Raw genomic sequence first — 15,272 nt, forward strand, 5'->3', positions numbered from 1 at the left:
ATGCGCGCCGGCCACCTCCTCGGAACACCCCTCAGAAAATCACAGCGGATCGCGGGCTACGCCTTCATCCTGCCGACGTTCGTGCTGTTCCTGGCGTTCGTGCTGTGGCCGATCCTCTACACGGCGTACCTGAGCCTGACCTCGTGGGGCGGGTTCGGGGCGCCGCGGTTCGTGCAGTTCGACAACTACAGCCGGATGCTGCACGACCCGGTGGCCCGCCGGGCGCTGATCGTGACCCTGGTGCTGACCGGCGTGACGACGGCGGTCCTGACCTTCCTCGGCCTCGTCACGGCGGTGCTGGTGAACGTGATCTGGCCGAAGGTCGGTGTCGTCGTCCGGACCATCCTGTTCATTCCCGGGATCGTGTCGTTCGTCGTGTCGGCGGTGCTCTGGAAACTCATCTACGACCCGAACATCGGCACACTGAACCGGTTGCTCGGGGCAATCGGTCTGGACGGCCTGCAGCACCCGTGGCTGGCCGACCACAAGACCGTGCTGCCCGCGATCGTCGTGGTGACGGTCTGGGGCGGACTCGGCTTCACCATGCTGATCTACTTCGCCGGGCTGCAGAGCATCGATCCGAACCTGTACGAGGCCGCGGCCATGGACGGGGCCAACACGGTCCAGCAGTTCCGCCACATCACGGTCCCGAGTCTGCGGATCGTGACCGGCCTGATCGTCAGCCTCGGGTTGCTCAACGGGTTCAAGGCGTTCGACGTGATCTTCGTGATGACCGGCGGCGGGCCGAACCACGCCAGCGAAGTACTCGGCACCTATCTCTACTCACTGGCCTTCGGTACGACGTCCGGCTCGATCCCGCAACTGGGGTACGCCAGCGCGTTCAGCGTCGTGACGATGGTGCTCTGCACGCTCGCGGTGATCGCGCAGCTCTGGCTGACCCGGAGGGCGGACCGATGAGGAAACCGTGGGCCGGAAAATCCTTCGCGACTTTCGTACTGTTTCCGTTCTGCGTCCTGATGGCGTTTCCGTTCGTGTGGATGCTGCTGACCTCGCTGCGCGAGCAGAACACGATCTTCAACGGGCCGATCATCCCGCGGAAGCTCACCGGGACGGCGTACCCGGACGCCTGGACGTCGATCGAGTTCCCGCTGCACTTCTGGAACAGCGTGTGGATCACGTCGGTGACGGTCATCGGCGTACTCGTCTTCGCGACGCTCAGCGGGTACGCGTTCGCCAAGCTGGATTTCGCCTTCCGGAACACGCTTTTCGTCCTCCTGCTGACGACGCTGATGATGCCGTCGACGGCGCTGATCATCCCGCTCTACCTCGAGCTCAAGTCGTTCGGTCTGCTCGACAGTCAGGCCGGTCTGCTGGTGCTGTACATCTCCGGATCGGCGCCGTTCGCGATGTTCCTGATGCGGGCGTTCTTCCAGACCCTTCCAGATGAATTGATCGAGGCCGCGCGGGTGGACGGCGGCAGCGAGCTGACCATCTTCCGCCGCGTGATCCTGCCGCTCACCCGGCCCGGCATCGCGACCGTTGTCATCTTCCAATTTCTTTCCACTTGGAACGAGTTCCTGATCGCCAACACCGTGCTGCGGAACACCGACTCACTTCCGCTGCAGCCGGTGCTGTTCACGCTGATGGGCCAGTACTCCACGAACTGGCCGGCGCTCACCGCCGGCCTCACGTTGTCCGTCGTACCGGTCGTGATCGTCTACGTCCGGATGCAGCGGCAGTTCGTCGCCGGGATGATGCTCGGCGCCGTCAAGAATTAGGAGCTTGGATGCCGATCAAGAACGTCGTGGTCAACTGCACCGACGTGCAGCGCTCCGTCGAGTTCTACACCACCTTCCTCGAACTCCGCGTCGTCGGCGAACCGACCGCCGAGCGAGCCGTCCTGGACGCGGTGACCGCGACCGTCGAACTGCGGGCCGTCGGCAACGGCCGTGAGCAGAGCACCTGGTCACCCGACGATCTGCAGAAGGGTTTCCGGCACATCGGCTTCAAGGTGGACCGTCTCGACGAGCGGGCCGGCACGTTGAAGGCCGGAGGCGTCGAGTTCAAGCTCGACCCGCTGGACGCCGAGGGCAACGTCCGGATCTGCTTCTTCTACGACCCGGACGGGACGCTGCTGGAGATGATCCAGGGCGACCTGCAGTACGCCGAGATCCTGGACGCGGACGGGGTGGCGCGGGAGCGCGCGCTCGGCGTACCGGCGCGCCCGCGGTTCGACCACGTCGCCGTCACGATCGAGGACCGCGACGCCACCGCCGCCCACTACCACGAGCGTCACGGCTTCGACTTCATCGGAACCATCGAGCAGCCGCACGACGCCCGCGGTTTCCACATCGGCTACCTCAAGGGCGGCGACACCGTGCTCGAGGTCTTCACCTACGACGTCCCCAAGACCTCGCGGGACCCGCAGCTCGACGTCGCGGGGTTCGCGTACGCCGAACTCGCGGGCGACCCGACTGACCTGCTCGGCCTGCCGGTCGCGATCTCGCCGGACGGGACGAAGGTCTACGTCGACCCCGACGGGTTCACGTACGCCGTAGGCTCCGGCGCATGACTCACAACTGGCTCCGTCCGCTGGGTTCCACCGGTCTGACCGTCTCCGCCGTCGGCGCCGGCGGCAGCGGGATCGCCGGCATGCCCGCGGTCTTCGGGTACGACGTCACGGCCCAGGAAGCGGTCGACCTGGTCCTGCGCGTGTTCGACAGCCCCCTCACCTGGATCGACACCTCCAACGGGTACGGCGACGGCTCCAGCGAGACCCGGATCGGGCAGGCGATCCGCGAGTACGGCGGACTGCCCGAAGGATTCCTGGTGGTGACGAAGGTCGACGCGAAGGACGGCGACTACTCCGGCGCGCGCGTGCGGGCGAGCGTCGCCGAGAGCAAGGAGCGTCTCGGGCTGGACGAACTGCCGCTGGTCCACCTGCACGACCCCGAGGCCCACGACTTCGAGTCGATGCGCGACGCCGTCGACACACTGATGCAGCTGCGCGCCGACGGGGAGATCGGGCACGTCGGCCTGGCAGGCGGCGACACGCGGGAGCTGTCCCGGTACCTGGATCTCGGCGGGTTCGAAGTACTGCTCGTGCACAACCGCTGGAGCCTGGTCGACCACTCGGCCGACGGCATCTTCCAGCGGGCCCGCGCGGAGGGCATCGCGGTGGTGAACGCCGCGGTCTACGGCGGCGGGATCCTCGCCAACCCCTCGGGCGCGACGAAGTACGCCTACCGCGAGGCGCCGGCCGCGGTCCTGCAGGCCGTGGCGGAGATGGACAAGGCGTGCCAGGAGTACGGCACCGACCTCGCGACGGCCGCGCTCCGGCACTCGATCGACGACCCGGGCATCGCGGGCACTGTCGTCGGCATCAGCAAGCCGGCTCGTGTCGACGCGTTGCTCGCTGCCCGGGATGCGGACCTGCCCGAGGAACTGCTTAACCGGTTAGGTAGCCTGCTGCCGGACAGGCAGTACTGGGTCGAGAAGGAGACGACGTGACGAACGGCTTCCCGAGCGGGTTCACCTGGGGCGCGGCGACCGCGTCGTACCAGGTCGAGGGTGCGGTCTCCGCGGACGGCCGCGGCCCGAGTATCTGGGACACGTTCGCCCACACCCCGGGCCGGATCGCGGACGGCACCACCGGCGACGTGGCCGACGAGCACTACGTCCGGTTCGCCGACGACGTCCGGCTGCTCGCGGACCTTGGGCTGAACGCGTACCGGTTCTCGATCGCCTGGCCGCGGATCATGCCCGACGGTGCCGTCAACACGGCTGGGCTCGACTTCTACCGGCGACTCGCCGAGACGTGCCTGGAGAACGGCGTCACGCCGTACGCGACGCTGTATCACTGGGACCTGCCGCAGCCGCTCGAGGACGCCGGCGGCTGGCTGGTGCGCGATACGGCCGAGCGATTCCGCGACTACGCCGCCGTCACCCACGACGCGCTGTCGGACGTGATCAAGCACTGGATGACGCTGAACGAGCCGTGGTGCTCGGCGTTCCTCGGGTACGGCAACGGTGAGCACGCGCCGGGCCGGACCGAAGGCGCCGACGCCTTGAAGGCGGTGCACCACCTGCTGCTCGGGCACGGTCTGGCGCTCGACGCGATCCGGTCCGAGAGCGGCACGTACGGTATCGCGCTCAACCCGGCGCCGATCCACGCCGCGTCCGACTCCCCCGCCGACCGCGACGCCGCCCGCCGGATCGACGGCCTGCGGAACCGGCTCTTCCTGGAGCCGTTGCTGTCCGGGCAGTACCCGGCGGACGTCCTCGAGGACACCGGGATGTCGGAGTGGTTCGCGGCGCAGGAGGCCGACCTCCCGCTGATCGGGGCGCCGCTCGACTTCATCGGCGTCAACTACTACTGCCCGACCACGGTCGCGGCGCCCGACGGGCCGATCTCGTCGCCGGTCGCCTCCACCCAGCCGGGCAGCGAGAACGTCGTCGCCGTCGACACCGGCCTCCCGCGGACCCAGATGGGCTGGCCGATCCAGGCGACCGGCCTGCGCGACATCCTGGTCACGATCAACAAGCTCGCGCCCGAGTTGCCGTTGTACGTGACCGAGAACGGTTCGGCGTACCCCGACTTCGTGACCGCGGACGGGACGGTCGAGGACGACGAGCGACTCGACTACCTGCAGAAGCACGTCGCCGTCTGCCAGGAGCTGGTCACCGAGGGCTTCCCGCTGAAGGGGTACTTCGCCTGGTCGCTGCTCGACAACTTCGAGTGGGCCTGGGGCTACAGCCGCCGCTTCGGCATCGTGTACGTCGACTACGCGACACAGGCCCGCATCGTGAAGAAGAGCGGCGCCTGGCTGAAGAACTACCTCACGAGCGGTTCTGGTGGGGAGTGAGCTGGCTGTGAAGGACGAGTGAGGCGGCGCCAAGAGCCGCCGCACTCGGGCCGAGCTTCGAGAGCTCGACGCGGGTCGGGTGCATGGCGCGGACGAAGGACAGGCGGTTGAGCTCCTGCGCCGCGAGTCGCACGTAGATGTCGCCGGCCTCGCTGAAGCCGGGGCCGGCGAGGATGATCTGGTCGAGGTCGAGCAGGTTCGTGATCGAGAGCAGCGCCTTCGCCAGGTACGTCGCCGACTCCTCGATCAGCTCCACGCACCGCGGATCACCGCCGGCGGCGAGGCGCGCGATCTTGGCGAAGTCCGCCCGTACCGACGTCTGACGGCCGCGCAGACCGAGCTTGTCGGCGAGCGCCGCGTCCTGCTCGGCGCGGGCGACCACGGCGGCCGGGGCGGCCAGGCTTTCCAGGCAGCCCTGCCCGCCGCACCAGCACATCGGCCCGTTCACGTCGAGCACCATGTGGCCGATCTCGCCGACGTTCGACGAGGAGCCGCGGTACACATCGCCGTTCGTCATCAGGCCGAGCCCGAAACCGGCCGCCAGGTACACGGTGGCGAAGTCGTTCACCGACGGGATCTTCCCGGCCCAGAACTCGCCGATCGCCGCGCAGGTCGAGTCGTTCTCCACCACGATCGGGTGGTCGATCGCCGCCTTCAGCGTGTCCCGCACCGCGAACGGCTCCCACGCGTACTTCTCCGAGTCCGTCCGCAGCAGCCGCGTCCCGCCGCGGCCCTGCCGGCCGGCCAGCGCGACGCCGACCCCGACCAGCGTGGACGGCTCGATCTCCGCCTTCACGATCAGATCCTCGAGCTCGGCGGTGATCCGCCGCACAGCGGTCGCCGGTGCGTCCTTCCCGATCCCCCGCGACGACAGCTGCTCGATCACCCGGCCGCTCATGTCGGTGACGACGTACGTCGTACTCGGGGTGTCGACCGCGATTCCGACCGCGTGCCGGGCGCGCGGGTTGAACTGCAGCAGCGTGGCGCGTTTCCCGCCGGTCGGGTCGCCGTACCCGGTCTCGATGATCAGGCCGTCGGCGAGCAGTCTCTTGACCACCCGGGAGATCGACGCGCCGGTCAGGCCGGAGCGGTCGGCGAGGTCGACGCGGGTCACCGTGCCGCTGGAACGGATCAGGTCGAGGATCGCGCTGTGCGTCTCCTGCGCGGTCGCACCTCTCAGCATCTTCGCCACGTCGCCCCTCCCTTGGAGCGCACTTTAGTACACAACGTAAGGAAGTGGCAGAGGTTGACCTCAATCTTTGTTGAGGTTCTAGCGTCTGCGGTGTGAAAGCGATCAGATTGCACGCGTTCGGTCCGGCCGAGAACCTGACGTACGAAGACGCACCGGACCCCACTCCCGGCAGCGGCATGGTGCTGGTCGAGGTCGAGGCCGCCGGTGTCCACCTCGTCGACACGATGATCCGCGCGGGCACCACCGGCGGCGGCCCGATCCCGGTCCCGGAACTGCCGACGATCCCCGGGCGCGAGGTCGCGGGCCGGGTCAGCGCGGTCGGCCCCGACGTCGACCCGACCTGGATCGGCAAACGGGTCGTGGTCCATCTGGGCATGGTGCCAGGCGGGTACGCCGAACGCGCGGTGGCGAAGGTCGAGTCGCTGTACGAGTTGGCCGATCACGTCGACGCAGGCCAGGCGGTCGCGGCGATCGGCACCGGCCGCACGACGGCCGGGATCCTCCGGCAGGCGCACCTCACCGCGGACGACGTCGTCCTGGTGACCGCGGCCGCGGGCGGGATCGGCAGCTACCTGATCCAGGCGGCGCGGAACGTCGGCGCGCTGGCAATCGGCCTGGCGGGCGGTCCGGAGAAGGTCGAACTCGTGCGCTCGCTCGGCGCGCAGCACGCGATCGACTACCGCGACCCCGACTGGCCGCAGGCGTTGAAGGAGGAGCTGGGCGACCGGGAGATCTCCATCCTGTTCGACGGCGTCGGCGGCACCAACGGACAGCAGGCCTTCGACCTCCTGGCCACCGGCGGCCGAGCCCTCATGTTCGGCTGGTCCGGCGGCGGCCCCATCGAGTTCACCCACGAAGACCTCATGTCCCGCGGCCTAACCGCCGCCTGGGCCATCGGCCCCAAACTAACCCGCCACCTCCGAGCCCTCGAAGCAGCCGCCCTGGAAGAAGTCACGTCAGCCCGTTGGAAGGCGCTGACCACAACGTTCCCCCTGTCCGACGCCGCCTCCGCCCACCAAGCCCTCGAAACCCGCAACACCACCGGCAAGGTCGTCCTCATCCCGTGAGGCTCAGGTATTGCGGGGGGCGTACATGATGACCAGGACACCGAACAGGCAGATGGTGGCGCCGATGAGGTCGTAGCGGTCGGGTTTGAAGTGGTCGACGAGCATTCCCCAGGCGAGGGAGCCGGCGACGAAGATGCCGCCGTACGCGGCGAGGATGCGGCCGAAGTTGGGGTCGGGCTGGAAGGTGGCGACGAAGCCGTAGGCGCCTAGGGCAACTATCCCGCCGGCGATCCACAACAGACCGCGGTGCTCGCGCCAGCCTTGCCAGATCAGCCACGCTCCTCCGATCTCGGCGAGTGCCGCCAGCAGGAAGAGCACGACCGATTTCAGCACGCTCACGCCAGCAAGCCGTCGAGTACGGCGGTTTGGGTCGGTGGGACTGTGATGCGCAGGTGGAGTTCGGTTGTGCCGGTCAGGGTGAAGGTGAAGAAGGAGCAGCACTCGGTCTCGCGGGCGGTGAGGTCTTCGACCGTCGCGCGGGATTCCGGGTTCAGGGTGAGGTCGAGGGTCTGCGGGTCCACGCGCTCGGCGTCCCGCAGATGGGTGGCGAACAGGTCGTCGAACTCGGCGACGCGGAACGGCCGCTCCGCGGTGGGCAGGGTGCAGGCTTCCGGGGCCCAGGTCTCGTCCATGGTTCGACGGTAGACCTGTACCGGCGTACCGGATGCAACTACTGCCCAGAGGTCAGGGTGAAGGTGACCGCCCCGAAGCTCACCCGGTCGCCGGGACGGACCCGGACCGTGGTGGTGATGCGGAGGTCGTTGACGCAGGTGCCGTTCATCGAGCCCAGGTCGCGGAGCATCCAGCCGTCGCCCAGGTGCCGCAGCTCGGCGTGGAAGCGCGACACGGTGACGTCCCCGAGCCGGAGCGTCGCGCCGGGGAAGCGCCCGATACGAACGGTGGGAGAACCGGGTTCCGGCAGCGCCAACGCCGCTGGGGTCGGCGGGGGCGGGAGACGCCGCGACGAGGTGGTTCGGCCACTCACGAGGCGTGGGAGTCTGGCGCGCAGATCCTGCAGCCAACTGGTACGACGCGGTTCGGCCCGCGGCAGGTCGCGGAGTACGTCAGCCAGTTCGCCGCGGCTCTGAGCGCGGAGGACGAAGTTCATCCGGCGGATGAAGGTGTCGTGCGACAGGCGGCCGGAGCCGGCGCCGTCGCGGAGTACGGCGAGCGCACGGTCGCGTTCGGCGTCCGACGGACGCCCCCACTGCACCCCGACCGTACTCATGAGGGCATTGTCCGGGGCAGTCCGGTTCACTGTCCACCACGAGACTGTGACGGTACGTTCCTGGTGACTGTCCGCGCCGTGGGACAGAATGACGGGATGCGACTGCCTGTGATGCCGCCGGTCAAGCCGATGCTCGCCAAGCCGGTCAAGGAGATCCCGCGCGGGGCGCTGTCCTACGAGCCGAAGTGGGACGGCTTCCGCTCGATCATCTTCCGCGACGGCGACGAGGTGGAGATCGGCAGCCGGAACGAGAAGCCGATGACCCGGTACTTCCCCGAGCTGGTCGAGGCGGTGAAGGCGAATCTCCCGGAGCGCTGCGCGATCGACGGCGAGATCATCGTGATCGGCGAGTCCGGCGACCGGCTCGACTTCGAGGTGCTGCAGCAGCGGATCCACCCGGCCGCGAGCCGCGTGAACATGCTGTCCGAGAAGACGCCGGCGCGGTTCGTCGCGTTCGACCTGCTGGCGCTCGGTGACGACGACTACACCGAGCGCCCGTTCAGCGAACGCCGTACGGCGCTGATCGACGCGCTGGCGAACGTGAAGGAACCGATCCACGTCACCCCCGCGACCGCCGATCACGACACGGCCGCGCAGTGGTTCGAGCAGTTCGAGGGCGCCGGCCTGGACGGGCTGATCGCCAAGCCGCTGGACGGGACGTACCAGCCGGACAAGCGGGTGATGTTCAAGATCAAGCCGGAGCGTACGGCGGACTGCGTGGTGGCGGGCTACCGTCTGCACAAGAGCGGCCCGGACCGGATCGGCTCGCTGCTTCTCGGGCTGTACAACGACGACGGCACCCTCGCGAGCGTCGGCGTGATCGGCGCCTTCCCGATGGAGCGCCGCAAGGAGCTCTTCGAGGAGATGCAGCCGCTCGTCACGACGTTCGACGAGCACCCGTGGGCGTGGGCGAAGCAGGAGGAAGGCGTCCGTACGCCGCGCAACGCGGAGGGCAGCCGGTGGCAGGCGGGCAAGGACCTGTCCTTCGTTCCGCTGCGCCCCGAGCGGGTCGTCGAGGTTCGGTACGACCACATGGAAGGTATCCGCTTCCGGCACACCGCACAGTTCGTCCGCTGGCGCCCGGATCGCACGCCCGAGTCGTGCACGTACGAGCAGTTGGAGGAACCGATCAAGTTCGACCTGGCCGACGTCCTGTCGAGCGCCCAACGCTGATGCTCTACAGCCTCTACACGCGCCGTCTCAGGCGCCAGCTTGTCGGCCTTCCGAAGCCGCAGCACATCGCGATCGCGATGGACGGCAACCGGCGCTGGGCGAAGCGCGCCGGGTACGACGACGTACGCATCGGCCATCGCTTCGGCGCCGAACACCTGGAGCTGTTCCTGCAGTGGTGCGGCGACGCCGGGATCCCGTGTGTCACGGCCTGGGTCGCGTCGCCGAGCAACCTGCGCAAGCGCGACGCGGACCAGGTCGACTACCTGATGAACCTCACCGAGACGGTGCTCGCGGAGCACGTCCGGCGCGACCGTCGCTGGCGGCTGCACGTCGCCGGCCAGCTGGATCTGTTGCCGGATTCAACAGCTCGTGCGCTGAAGGAGGCCGTGGAGGAGACGCGCGACCGTCCGGACGCGGGCGATCTGACCATCGCGATCGCCTACAGCGGCCGGCTCGAGGTGCTGGACGCAGTCCGGTCGGTGCTCGACGATGCGGCCGCGGACGGGCGGTCGATCGAGGACGTCGCGGACGCGTTGAGCGAGGACGACATCAGCCGGCACCTGTACGTTCCGGGCCTGCCGGACCCCGAACTGGTGATCCGGACCAGCGGCGAGCTGCGGATGTCGGACTTCCTGCTGTGGCAGACGACCGGCTCGGAGATCGAGTTCTGCGACCTCTATTGGCCCGCGTTCCGCGAGGTGGACCTGCTCCGCGCGCTCCGAACGTACGGACGACGGAGACTGGAACGATCCAGTTGAATACTTCCACCCGCTGAGGGGGCACTATGGGGGTATACCGACTGGTAAGCACGGAGGTGGCACGATGTACGACGTCGTACTGCTCGTCGAACAGGAACTGTCCGAGCCCGACGCGAAACGCGTCGTCGAACTCCATCAGGACATGCCCGATCCGGTCAGGTACCACGTACTGGTGCCCTGCCACAACGCGGAGGCGGGTGTCGAGGCGTCGATCAGCGCGCTCGGGACCGCGGACCTCTACGGGCCGGGCCTGGCCGGTCAGCGCCAGGACCTAGCGGAGGCGCAGAAGGCGATCGACACCGAGGCCAAGGGCTGCAGCGGCCGCAGCGTCCAGCGGTTGCGCGACCTCGGACAGACCGCCGAGGGCGGGATCTCGCACGACCGGCCGATCGACGCCCTGGTCGCGACCGTGCAGCACGTCCACGGCCAGGAGGTCATCATCCTGACGCGACCGCACATCGTGGCGGAGTTCTTCCACCTCGACTGGACCAACTCGGCCCGCCGACACCTCGGCGTACCGGTCCTGCATCTTCTGGAACACGACTCACGCCCAGCCGCGACCAAGTAAACCGGGTGCACGGCACCCGGAGCCGCTTTACCCTCCGGGCATGGATCTTCGCGAAGAGCGCCCCAGCGACCGGCAGGCCGTGCGGGACACGCACCTGCAGGCTTTTGGCGACCACGGGCCGGTCGTGGCCGACCTGGTCGACAGCCTGCGGGACACGATCGCACCCGACGGCGGCCTTTCGCTGGTTGCCGAGCAGGACGGGCTGGTCGTCGGCCATGTGATGTTCACACGCAGCCTTCTCGACGCCGATCGCCGCCTGGTCGACGTGCAGGTCCTCAGCCCGTTAGGCGTGCTCCCTGAATTCCATCGACGCGGAATCGGCTCCGCACTGGTCCAGCACGGATTGACGGCCCTCGCCGAGCGGGCTGTTCCGCTCGTCTTCCTGGAGGGCGATCCGGGCTACTACTCGCGCTTCGGCTTCGAGCCCGCCGGTGGACTGGGCTTCCGGAAGCCGTCGCTGCGGATCCCGGACGGCGCCTTCCAGGTCGTCAGGCTCCCGGGACACGAGCCGTGGATGACGGGCACGCTGGTCTATGCGGAGCCGTTCTGGCGGCACGACTCGGTCGGCCTCCGCTCTTAGTGCGGGAGGAGTGCCGCGTAGGTGATGCCTCCGGCCAGGCTGGCGATCAGGAGGGAGAGGGTCGTGCGGATCGCGCGGTCACCGGTGCGGCCGTAGTGGCGGCCGTCCTCGGAATGGTACGCGACCTTGAACCCGGCGTACCCGGCCGCCAGGACGAGTCCCAGTTTGATCATCAGACACCTGCCGCTGTGCCGGATTCGTTGAACTGCGTGTGGTACAGATCAGCGTACTCGCCGCCGGCGGCCAGCAGCTGCTCGTGCGTGCCGCGCTCCACGATGTTGCCGTGGTCAACCACCAGGATCAGGTCCGCGTTCCGCACCGTCGACAGCCGGTGCGCGATCACCAGCGACGTACGGCCTTCGAGCGCGGTGTCGAGCGCCCGCTGAACGGCGACCTCGGACTCGGAGTCCAGGTGCGCGGTCGCCTCGTCGAGGACGACGATCTTCGGAGCCTTCAGCAACAACCGGGCGATGGCGAGTCGTTGCCGCTCGCCACCGGACAGCCGGTGACCGCGATCGCCGACCACAGTGTCCAGGCCGTCCGGCAACGCCGACACCAGCTCCCAGATCTGCGCGGCCCGCAGCGCCGCGACCATCTCCTCCTCGGCCGCGCCGGGTTTCGCGTAGGCCAGGTTGGCGCGGATCGTGTCGTGGAACATGTGCGCGTCCTGCGTGACGTACCCGATCGTGTCGTGCAGGGACTGCAAGGTGACGTCGCGAACGTCCTGACCGCCGACCCGCACCGCTCCCCCGCTCACGTCGTACAGCCGGGCCACCAGGTTCGTGATGGTCGTCTTACCGGCCCCGGATGGACCTACCAACGCGACCATCTGCCCGGACCGTACGACGAAACTCACGTCCTCCAGCACCTGGGCCGAGACCCGCTTGTCCAGGACGGCGACCGACTCGAGGCTGGCCAGCGAGACCTGCTCCGCCGTCGGGTACGCGAACGCGACATGCTCGAACTCGACACTCGCCGCGTCGGCCGGCAGATCCGTCGCGTCCGGGGCGTCGGTGATCATCGGTTCGAGGTCGAGCACCTCGAAGACCCGCTCGAACGACACCAGCGCGGTCATCACGTCGACGCGGACGTTCGACAGCGCGGTCAGCGGACCGTACAGCCGGCCGAGTAGGGCGACGAGCGCGAGCAGCGTGCCGATGGTCAACGTCTCGCGGACGGCCAGGTTGCCGCCCACGCCGTACACCAGAGCGGTGGCCAGCGCCGCCACCAGGGTCAGCGCGGTGAAGAACACGCGGCCGAGCATCGCGATCCGGATACCCAGGTCGCGGACCCGCCCGGCGCGCTCGCCGAAGTCCGCGTTCTCGAGGCGGGGCTGGCCGAACAGGGTGACCAGGAGTGCGCCGCCGACACTGAAGCGCTCGGTCATCGAGGTGGACATCTCGGCGTTGAGGTTCATCTGTTCGCGCGTCATCGCGGCCAGCCGGCGGCCGAGGACCCGCGCGGGGATCAGGAAGATCGGCAGCATCAGGATCGCGACCACCGTCAGCTGCCAGCTCAGCACGAGCATCGCACCGATGACCAGGATCAGGCTGATGACGTTCGAGACGACGCCGGACAGGGTCGAGGTGAACGCCTGCTGGGCACCGATCACGTCGTTGTTGAGCCTGGAGACCAGCGCGCCGGTCTGGGTCCGGGTGAAGAACGCGACCGGCATCCGCTGGACGTGCGCGAACACCTTAGTGCGCAGGTCGAAGATCAGCCCTTCACCGATCCGCGCCGAGAACCAGCGCTGCACCAGCCCCAGCGCCGCCTCCACGACCGCGAGCAACGCGACCACCAGGGCGAGCGCGGTCACCAGGCCGGCGTTCCCCTTGGAGATCCCGTCGTCGACGATCTTCTTGAACAGCAGCGGCGACGCGATCACCAGCACCGCCGAGACGATCACCAGCAGCAGGAACGCCGTGATGTGCCAGCGGAACGGCCGGGCGAACCGGACGATCCGCCGCAGCGTGCCCTTGGCGAGCTTCTGCTCGAGGACCGACGAGTCCTGGCGCCGCCAGCCCATCGCGCCCATCCCTGGGCGCATCATTCCCGACATCCGGCTCCCTCCCTCTCACCTGCATCTTCTCAACATCCGGAGCCCGTCGACGCTTCCCGCAACTTTTGGTTGCGCATCGGTGCGGCCTGGTCTAGAGTCACATGCAACCAAAGGTTGCGAAAGGACGGAAGCAATGACCAGGAGCATCGAGCGGGAGATCCGGGTGCAGGCCAGCCCCGAGGTGGTCTACGAGGTGATCAGCTCGCCCGAGCACCTGCGCGAGTGGTGGCCTGAAGAGGTTGACCTCGACCCGGTGCCCGGGGCGAGTGGGCGGATCACCTTCCGGCGGCCGGAGGGGGACAAGGTCGAGCCGCTGACGGTCGTCGAGGCTGACCCGCCGCGGCGCTTCGCCTTCCGCTGGGCCTACACCGGCGACACCGCCACCCCGGAGAACTCGCTGCTCGTCACCTTCGACGTCATCCCGGCCGACGGCGGCACGCTCCTTCGCTTCGCCGAGACCGGGTACGACGCGGCGTCGAAGCCCGACGAGATGCTCGCCGACCACACCACCGGCTGGGACTACTTCCTCCCCCGCATCGCGCCGTACGCCGGGAAGCTGGCGCAGCGGCCGTGATCGACGACGAGCTCTGGTCGGCGATCGGCGACCCGACCCGGCGGCGGATGCTCGACCTGCTGCTCGCGGGCGGCGGCGGTACGGCGACCGGTCTCAGCGAGCAACTGCCCGTCACGCGGCAAGCGGTCGCGAAGCATCTCGGCGTACTCGACCGGGCCGGCCTGGTGCACTCCACGCCGTCCGGACGGGAACGCCGCTACACCGTGGACGAGGACCGCCTCGCCCGCGCGATCAGTCAGCTGACCGACGTCACCGACGCCTGGGACCGGCGGCTGCAGCGCATCAAGCGCATCTCCGAGGCAATCGAACAGCACGAGAGGAAACAGCCATGAGCGATATCTTGCACCGGGTCGGCGTCATCGCGGACCCGAAGGACGTGTACGCCGCACTCACCACGATCGACGGCCTGGCCGGCTGGTGGACCGAGGACACGGTTGGCGACCCCGACGGGGTGATCCAGTTCCGGTTCGCGACCGCGGGCGGCGACGGCTTCGACATGAAGGTCGTCGAGACGAAGCCCGGCGAACTGGTCCACTGGGAGGTCGTCGGCGGGCCGGACGAGTGGATCGGCACCCACGTCACCTTCGAGCTGTCCCAGACCGACGAGTACACGATCGTCCTGTTCAAGCAGGCCGGCTGGCGGGAGCCGGTCGAGTTCATGTACCACTGCAGCACCAAGTGGGCCACGTTCCTGATGAGCCTCAAGCAGTACGTCGAAACCGGCAAGGGCGAGCCCGCGCCGCACGACGTACTGGTCAGCAACTGGCACTAACCCCAACGCCGTTCGGTTAGGGAAAGGGCGGCCGTGTCAAGAACCGCGCTCTGCACCGGGCTGCCGGCCGCCTCATTTGAGGCTCTTCTGTCCGGTGTGCGGGTGATGATCCCCACTCCCAACCACCGCCCGTGGCCCCGCCGCCCGCGCGGGGAACAGACGACGGGTTATCCCTTCGCGTCGGGGGTTCTCTACTGATACACGAGTAGAGAACCCTGCACACGAGGGGATAACCGGCTGGGCGTCGCTGTCTCGGTTGTACAGGACGGCTACACGGTCAAGGCGCCGGCGCGGCTGGCCGGTGTCTGTGCAACTCGACTGCCTTGTCCGGGGGGACACACGCCGAGTCGTGGCGATTGGCTGACCCCGGGAACCGCGAGTCGTGGATCGCGGTTGCGTTTGGTCACCGAAATCCACGACTCGAGGTACCGGCGGCACCGGCGGTGCGGCCGAGCCACCCACACGTGGCACACAA

Annotated in this window: 19 protein-coding genes; 13 read left to right on the forward strand and 6 right to left on the reverse strand. The window is 68.5% G+C overall.

Annotation, left to right across the window (positions count from 1 at the left end; genetic code table 11):
* The 5 genes from E0H92_RS13820 to E0H92_RS13840 are packed head-to-tail and all read left to right on the forward strand — an operon-like array spanning position 1 to position 4,826.
* Positions 1-918, forward strand: coding sequence for a carbohydrate ABC transporter permease (locus E0H92_RS13820; protein WP_131461924.1), 918 nt, complete (start codon positions 1-3; stop codon positions 916-918).
* Positions 915-1,739, forward strand: a complete 825-nt coding sequence (locus E0H92_RS13825) for a carbohydrate ABC transporter permease (RefSeq protein WP_131496554.1) — start codon at positions 915-917, stop codon at positions 1,737-1,739. The genes E0H92_RS13820 and E0H92_RS13825 overlap by 4 nt, the downstream gene beginning before the upstream one ends.
* A gap of 8 nt (positions 1,740-1,747) precedes the next feature.
* Positions 1,748-2,533 (forward strand): VOC family protein, encoded by a 786-nt coding sequence (locus E0H92_RS13830; protein ID WP_131496555.1) that lies wholly within the window; start codon positions 1,748-1,750, stop codon positions 2,531-2,533.
* On the forward strand, positions 2,530-3,471 hold the full coding sequence (locus tag E0H92_RS13835) for an aldo/keto reductase (RefSeq protein ID WP_131461927.1): 942 nt from the start codon (positions 2,530-2,532) through the stop codon (positions 3,469-3,471). The genes E0H92_RS13830 and E0H92_RS13835 overlap by 4 nt, the downstream gene beginning before the upstream one ends.
* Complete coding sequence (locus E0H92_RS13840) at positions 3,468-4,826, forward strand: GH1 family beta-glucosidase (protein WP_131496556.1); 1,359 nt, start codon at positions 3,468-3,470, stop codon at positions 4,824-4,826. Before E0H92_RS13835 ends, E0H92_RS13840 begins: the two co-directional genes overlap by 4 nt.
* Here the strand turns inward: E0H92_RS13840 and E0H92_RS13845 are convergent.
* Positions 4,801-6,009: an ROK family transcriptional regulator gene (locus E0H92_RS13845; protein WP_131497414.1), complete on the reverse strand. Its 1,209-nt coding sequence runs from the start codon at positions 6,007-6,009 to the stop codon at positions 4,801-4,803. The two genes, E0H92_RS13840 and E0H92_RS13845, sit on opposite strands and share 26 nt — an antisense overlap.
* A gap of 101 nt (positions 6,010-6,110) precedes the next feature.
* On the opposite strand from E0H92_RS13845, the gene E0H92_RS13850 reads away from it, so the two are divergent.
* A complete protein-coding gene (locus E0H92_RS13850; RefSeq protein ID WP_131496557.1) occupies positions 6,111-7,085 on the forward strand; it encodes a zinc-binding dehydrogenase in 975 nt (324 codons plus the stop codon).
* 3 nt (positions 7,086-7,088) lie between these two features.
* Here the strand turns inward: E0H92_RS13850 and E0H92_RS13855 are convergent, their stop codons facing one another.
* The 3 genes from E0H92_RS13855 to E0H92_RS13865 are packed head-to-tail and all read right to left on the reverse strand — an operon-like array spanning position 7,089 to position 8,313.
* The gene (locus E0H92_RS13855) at positions 7,089-7,424 is read right to left on the reverse strand and encodes a YnfA family protein (protein WP_131496558.1); all 336 of its coding nucleotides are present in this window, start codon (positions 7,422-7,424) and stop codon (positions 7,089-7,091) included.
* Positions 7,421-7,717 (reverse strand): hypothetical protein, encoded by a 297-nt coding sequence (locus E0H92_RS13860; protein ID WP_131496559.1) that lies wholly within the window; start codon positions 7,715-7,717, stop codon positions 7,421-7,423. The genes E0H92_RS13855 and E0H92_RS13860 overlap by 4 nt, the downstream gene beginning before the upstream one ends.
* Positions 7,718-7,755: 38 nt before the next feature.
* Complete coding sequence (locus E0H92_RS13865; protein WP_131496560.1) at positions 7,756-8,313, reverse strand: DUF1707 and FHA domain-containing protein; 558 nt, start codon at positions 8,311-8,313, stop codon at positions 7,756-7,758.
* Positions 8,314-8,409: 96 nt separating this feature from the next.
* Here E0H92_RS13865 and E0H92_RS13870 point away from each other — a divergent pair, with 96 nt between their 5' ends.
* From E0H92_RS13870 to E0H92_RS13885, 4 genes are all read left to right on the forward strand, one after another.
* Positions 8,410-9,486 (forward strand): ATP-dependent DNA ligase, encoded by a 1,077-nt coding sequence (locus E0H92_RS13870; RefSeq protein WP_131496561.1) that lies wholly within the window; start codon positions 8,410-8,412, stop codon positions 9,484-9,486.
* Entirely contained in the window at positions 9,486-10,244 is a 759-nt protein-coding gene (gene uppS / locus E0H92_RS13875) for a polyprenyl diphosphate synthase (protein ID WP_131496562.1), read from the forward strand. The genes E0H92_RS13870 and uppS overlap by 1 nt, the downstream gene beginning before the upstream one ends.
* Positions 10,245-10,308: 64 nt before the next feature.
* The gene (locus E0H92_RS13880; protein ID WP_131292634.1) at positions 10,309-10,812 is read left to right on the forward strand and encodes a hypothetical protein; all 504 of its coding nucleotides are present in this window, start codon (positions 10,309-10,311) and stop codon (positions 10,810-10,812) included.
* Between the two features lie 40 nt (positions 10,813-10,852).
* Positions 10,853-11,392: a GNAT family N-acetyltransferase gene (locus tag E0H92_RS13885; protein ID WP_131496563.1), complete on the forward strand. Its 540-nt coding sequence runs from the start codon at positions 10,853-10,855 to the stop codon at positions 11,390-11,392.
* On the opposite strand, the gene E0H92_RS44145 is transcribed toward E0H92_RS13885, so the two are convergent.
* Together E0H92_RS44145 and E0H92_RS13890 are read right to left on the reverse strand one after the other, a co-directional pair.
* Entirely contained in the window at positions 11,389-11,565 is a 177-nt protein-coding gene (locus E0H92_RS44145; RefSeq protein ID WP_165547285.1) for a hypothetical protein, read from the reverse strand. The genes E0H92_RS13885 and E0H92_RS44145 overlap by 4 nt on opposite strands.
* Positions 11,565-13,451, reverse strand: a complete 1,887-nt coding sequence (locus tag E0H92_RS13890) for an ABC transporter ATP-binding protein (protein WP_420843816.1) — start codon at positions 13,449-13,451, stop codon at positions 11,565-11,567. The genes E0H92_RS44145 and E0H92_RS13890 overlap by 1 nt, the downstream gene beginning before the upstream one ends.
* Positions 13,452-13,584: 133 nt before the next feature.
* Here E0H92_RS13890 and E0H92_RS13895 point away from each other — a divergent pair, with 133 nt between their 5' ends.
* From E0H92_RS13895 to E0H92_RS13905, 3 genes are read left to right on the forward strand one after another with little or no spacing between them, the layout of a single operon-like run.
* Positions 13,585-14,025 (forward strand): SRPBCC domain-containing protein, encoded by a 441-nt coding sequence (locus tag E0H92_RS13895; RefSeq protein ID WP_131496564.1) that lies wholly within the window; start codon positions 13,585-13,587, stop codon positions 14,023-14,025.
* Positions 14,022-14,357: an ArsR/SmtB family transcription factor gene (locus tag E0H92_RS13900; RefSeq protein ID WP_238152680.1), complete on the forward strand. Its 336-nt coding sequence runs from the start codon at positions 14,022-14,024 to the stop codon at positions 14,355-14,357. The genes E0H92_RS13895 and E0H92_RS13900 overlap by 4 nt, the downstream gene beginning before the upstream one ends.
* A complete protein-coding gene (locus E0H92_RS13905; protein ID WP_131461935.1) occupies positions 14,354-14,797 on the forward strand; it encodes an SRPBCC family protein in 444 nt (147 codons plus the stop codon). Before E0H92_RS13900 ends, E0H92_RS13905 begins: the two co-directional genes overlap by 4 nt.
* Positions 14,798-15,272: the final 475 nt, after the last annotated feature.

This window comes from Kribbella speibonae (genome assembly GCF_004331375.1).
GTDB lineage: Bacteria > Actinomycetota > Actinomycetes > Propionibacteriales > Kribbellaceae > Kribbella > Kribbella sindirgiensis.

What these genes read in the sequence shown, in the direction of transcription:
- E0H92_RS13820 (WP_131461924.1), top strand. Translation starts at nt 1, where the DNA reads ATGCGCGCCGGCCACCTCCTCGGAACACCCCTCAGAAAATCACAGCGG.
- E0H92_RS13825 (WP_131496554.1), top strand. Translation starts at nt 915, where the DNA reads ATGAGGAAACCGTGGGCCGGAAAATCCTTCGCGACTTTCGTACTGTTT.
- E0H92_RS13830 (WP_131496555.1), top strand. Translation starts at nt 1,748, where the DNA reads ATGCCGATCAAGAACGTCGTGGTCAACTGCACCGACGTGCAGCGCTCC.
- E0H92_RS13835 (WP_131461927.1), top strand. Translation starts at nt 2,530, where the DNA reads ATGACTCACAACTGGCTCCGTCCGCTGGGTTCCACCGGTCTGACCGTC.
- E0H92_RS13845 (WP_131497414.1), bottom strand. Translation starts at nt 6,009, where the DNA reads ATGCTGAGAGGTGCGACCGCGCAGGAGACGCACAGCGCGATCCTCGAC.
- E0H92_RS13860 (WP_131496559.1), bottom strand. Translation starts at nt 7,717, where the DNA reads ATGGACGAGACCTGGGCCCCGGAAGCCTGCACCCTGCCCACCGCGGAG.
- E0H92_RS13865 (WP_131496560.1), bottom strand. Translation starts at nt 8,313, where the DNA reads ATGAGTACGGTCGGGGTGCAGTGGGGGCGTCCGTCGGACGCCGAACGC.
- E0H92_RS13870 (WP_131496561.1), top strand. Translation starts at nt 8,410, where the DNA reads ATGCGACTGCCTGTGATGCCGCCGGTCAAGCCGATGCTCGCCAAGCCG.
- uppS (WP_131496562.1), top strand. Translation starts at nt 9,486, where the DNA reads ATGCTCTACAGCCTCTACACGCGCCGTCTCAGGCGCCAGCTTGTCGGC.
- E0H92_RS13880 (WP_131292634.1), top strand. Translation starts at nt 10,309, where the DNA reads ATGTACGACGTCGTACTGCTCGTCGAACAGGAACTGTCCGAGCCCGAC.
- E0H92_RS13885 (WP_131496563.1), top strand. Translation starts at nt 10,853, where the DNA reads ATGGATCTTCGCGAAGAGCGCCCCAGCGACCGGCAGGCCGTGCGGGAC.
- E0H92_RS44145 (WP_165547285.1), bottom strand. Translation starts at nt 11,565, where the DNA reads ATGATCAAACTGGGACTCGTCCTGGCGGCCGGGTACGCCGGGTTCAAG.
- E0H92_RS13890 (WP_420843816.1), bottom strand. Translation starts at nt 13,451, where the DNA reads ATGTCGGGAATGATGCGCCCAGGGATGGGCGCGATGGGCTGGCGGCGC.
- E0H92_RS13895 (WP_131496564.1), top strand. Translation starts at nt 13,585, where the DNA reads ATGACCAGGAGCATCGAGCGGGAGATCCGGGTGCAGGCCAGCCCCGAG.
- E0H92_RS13905 (WP_131461935.1), top strand. Translation starts at nt 14,354, where the DNA reads ATGAGCGATATCTTGCACCGGGTCGGCGTCATCGCGGACCCGAAGGAC.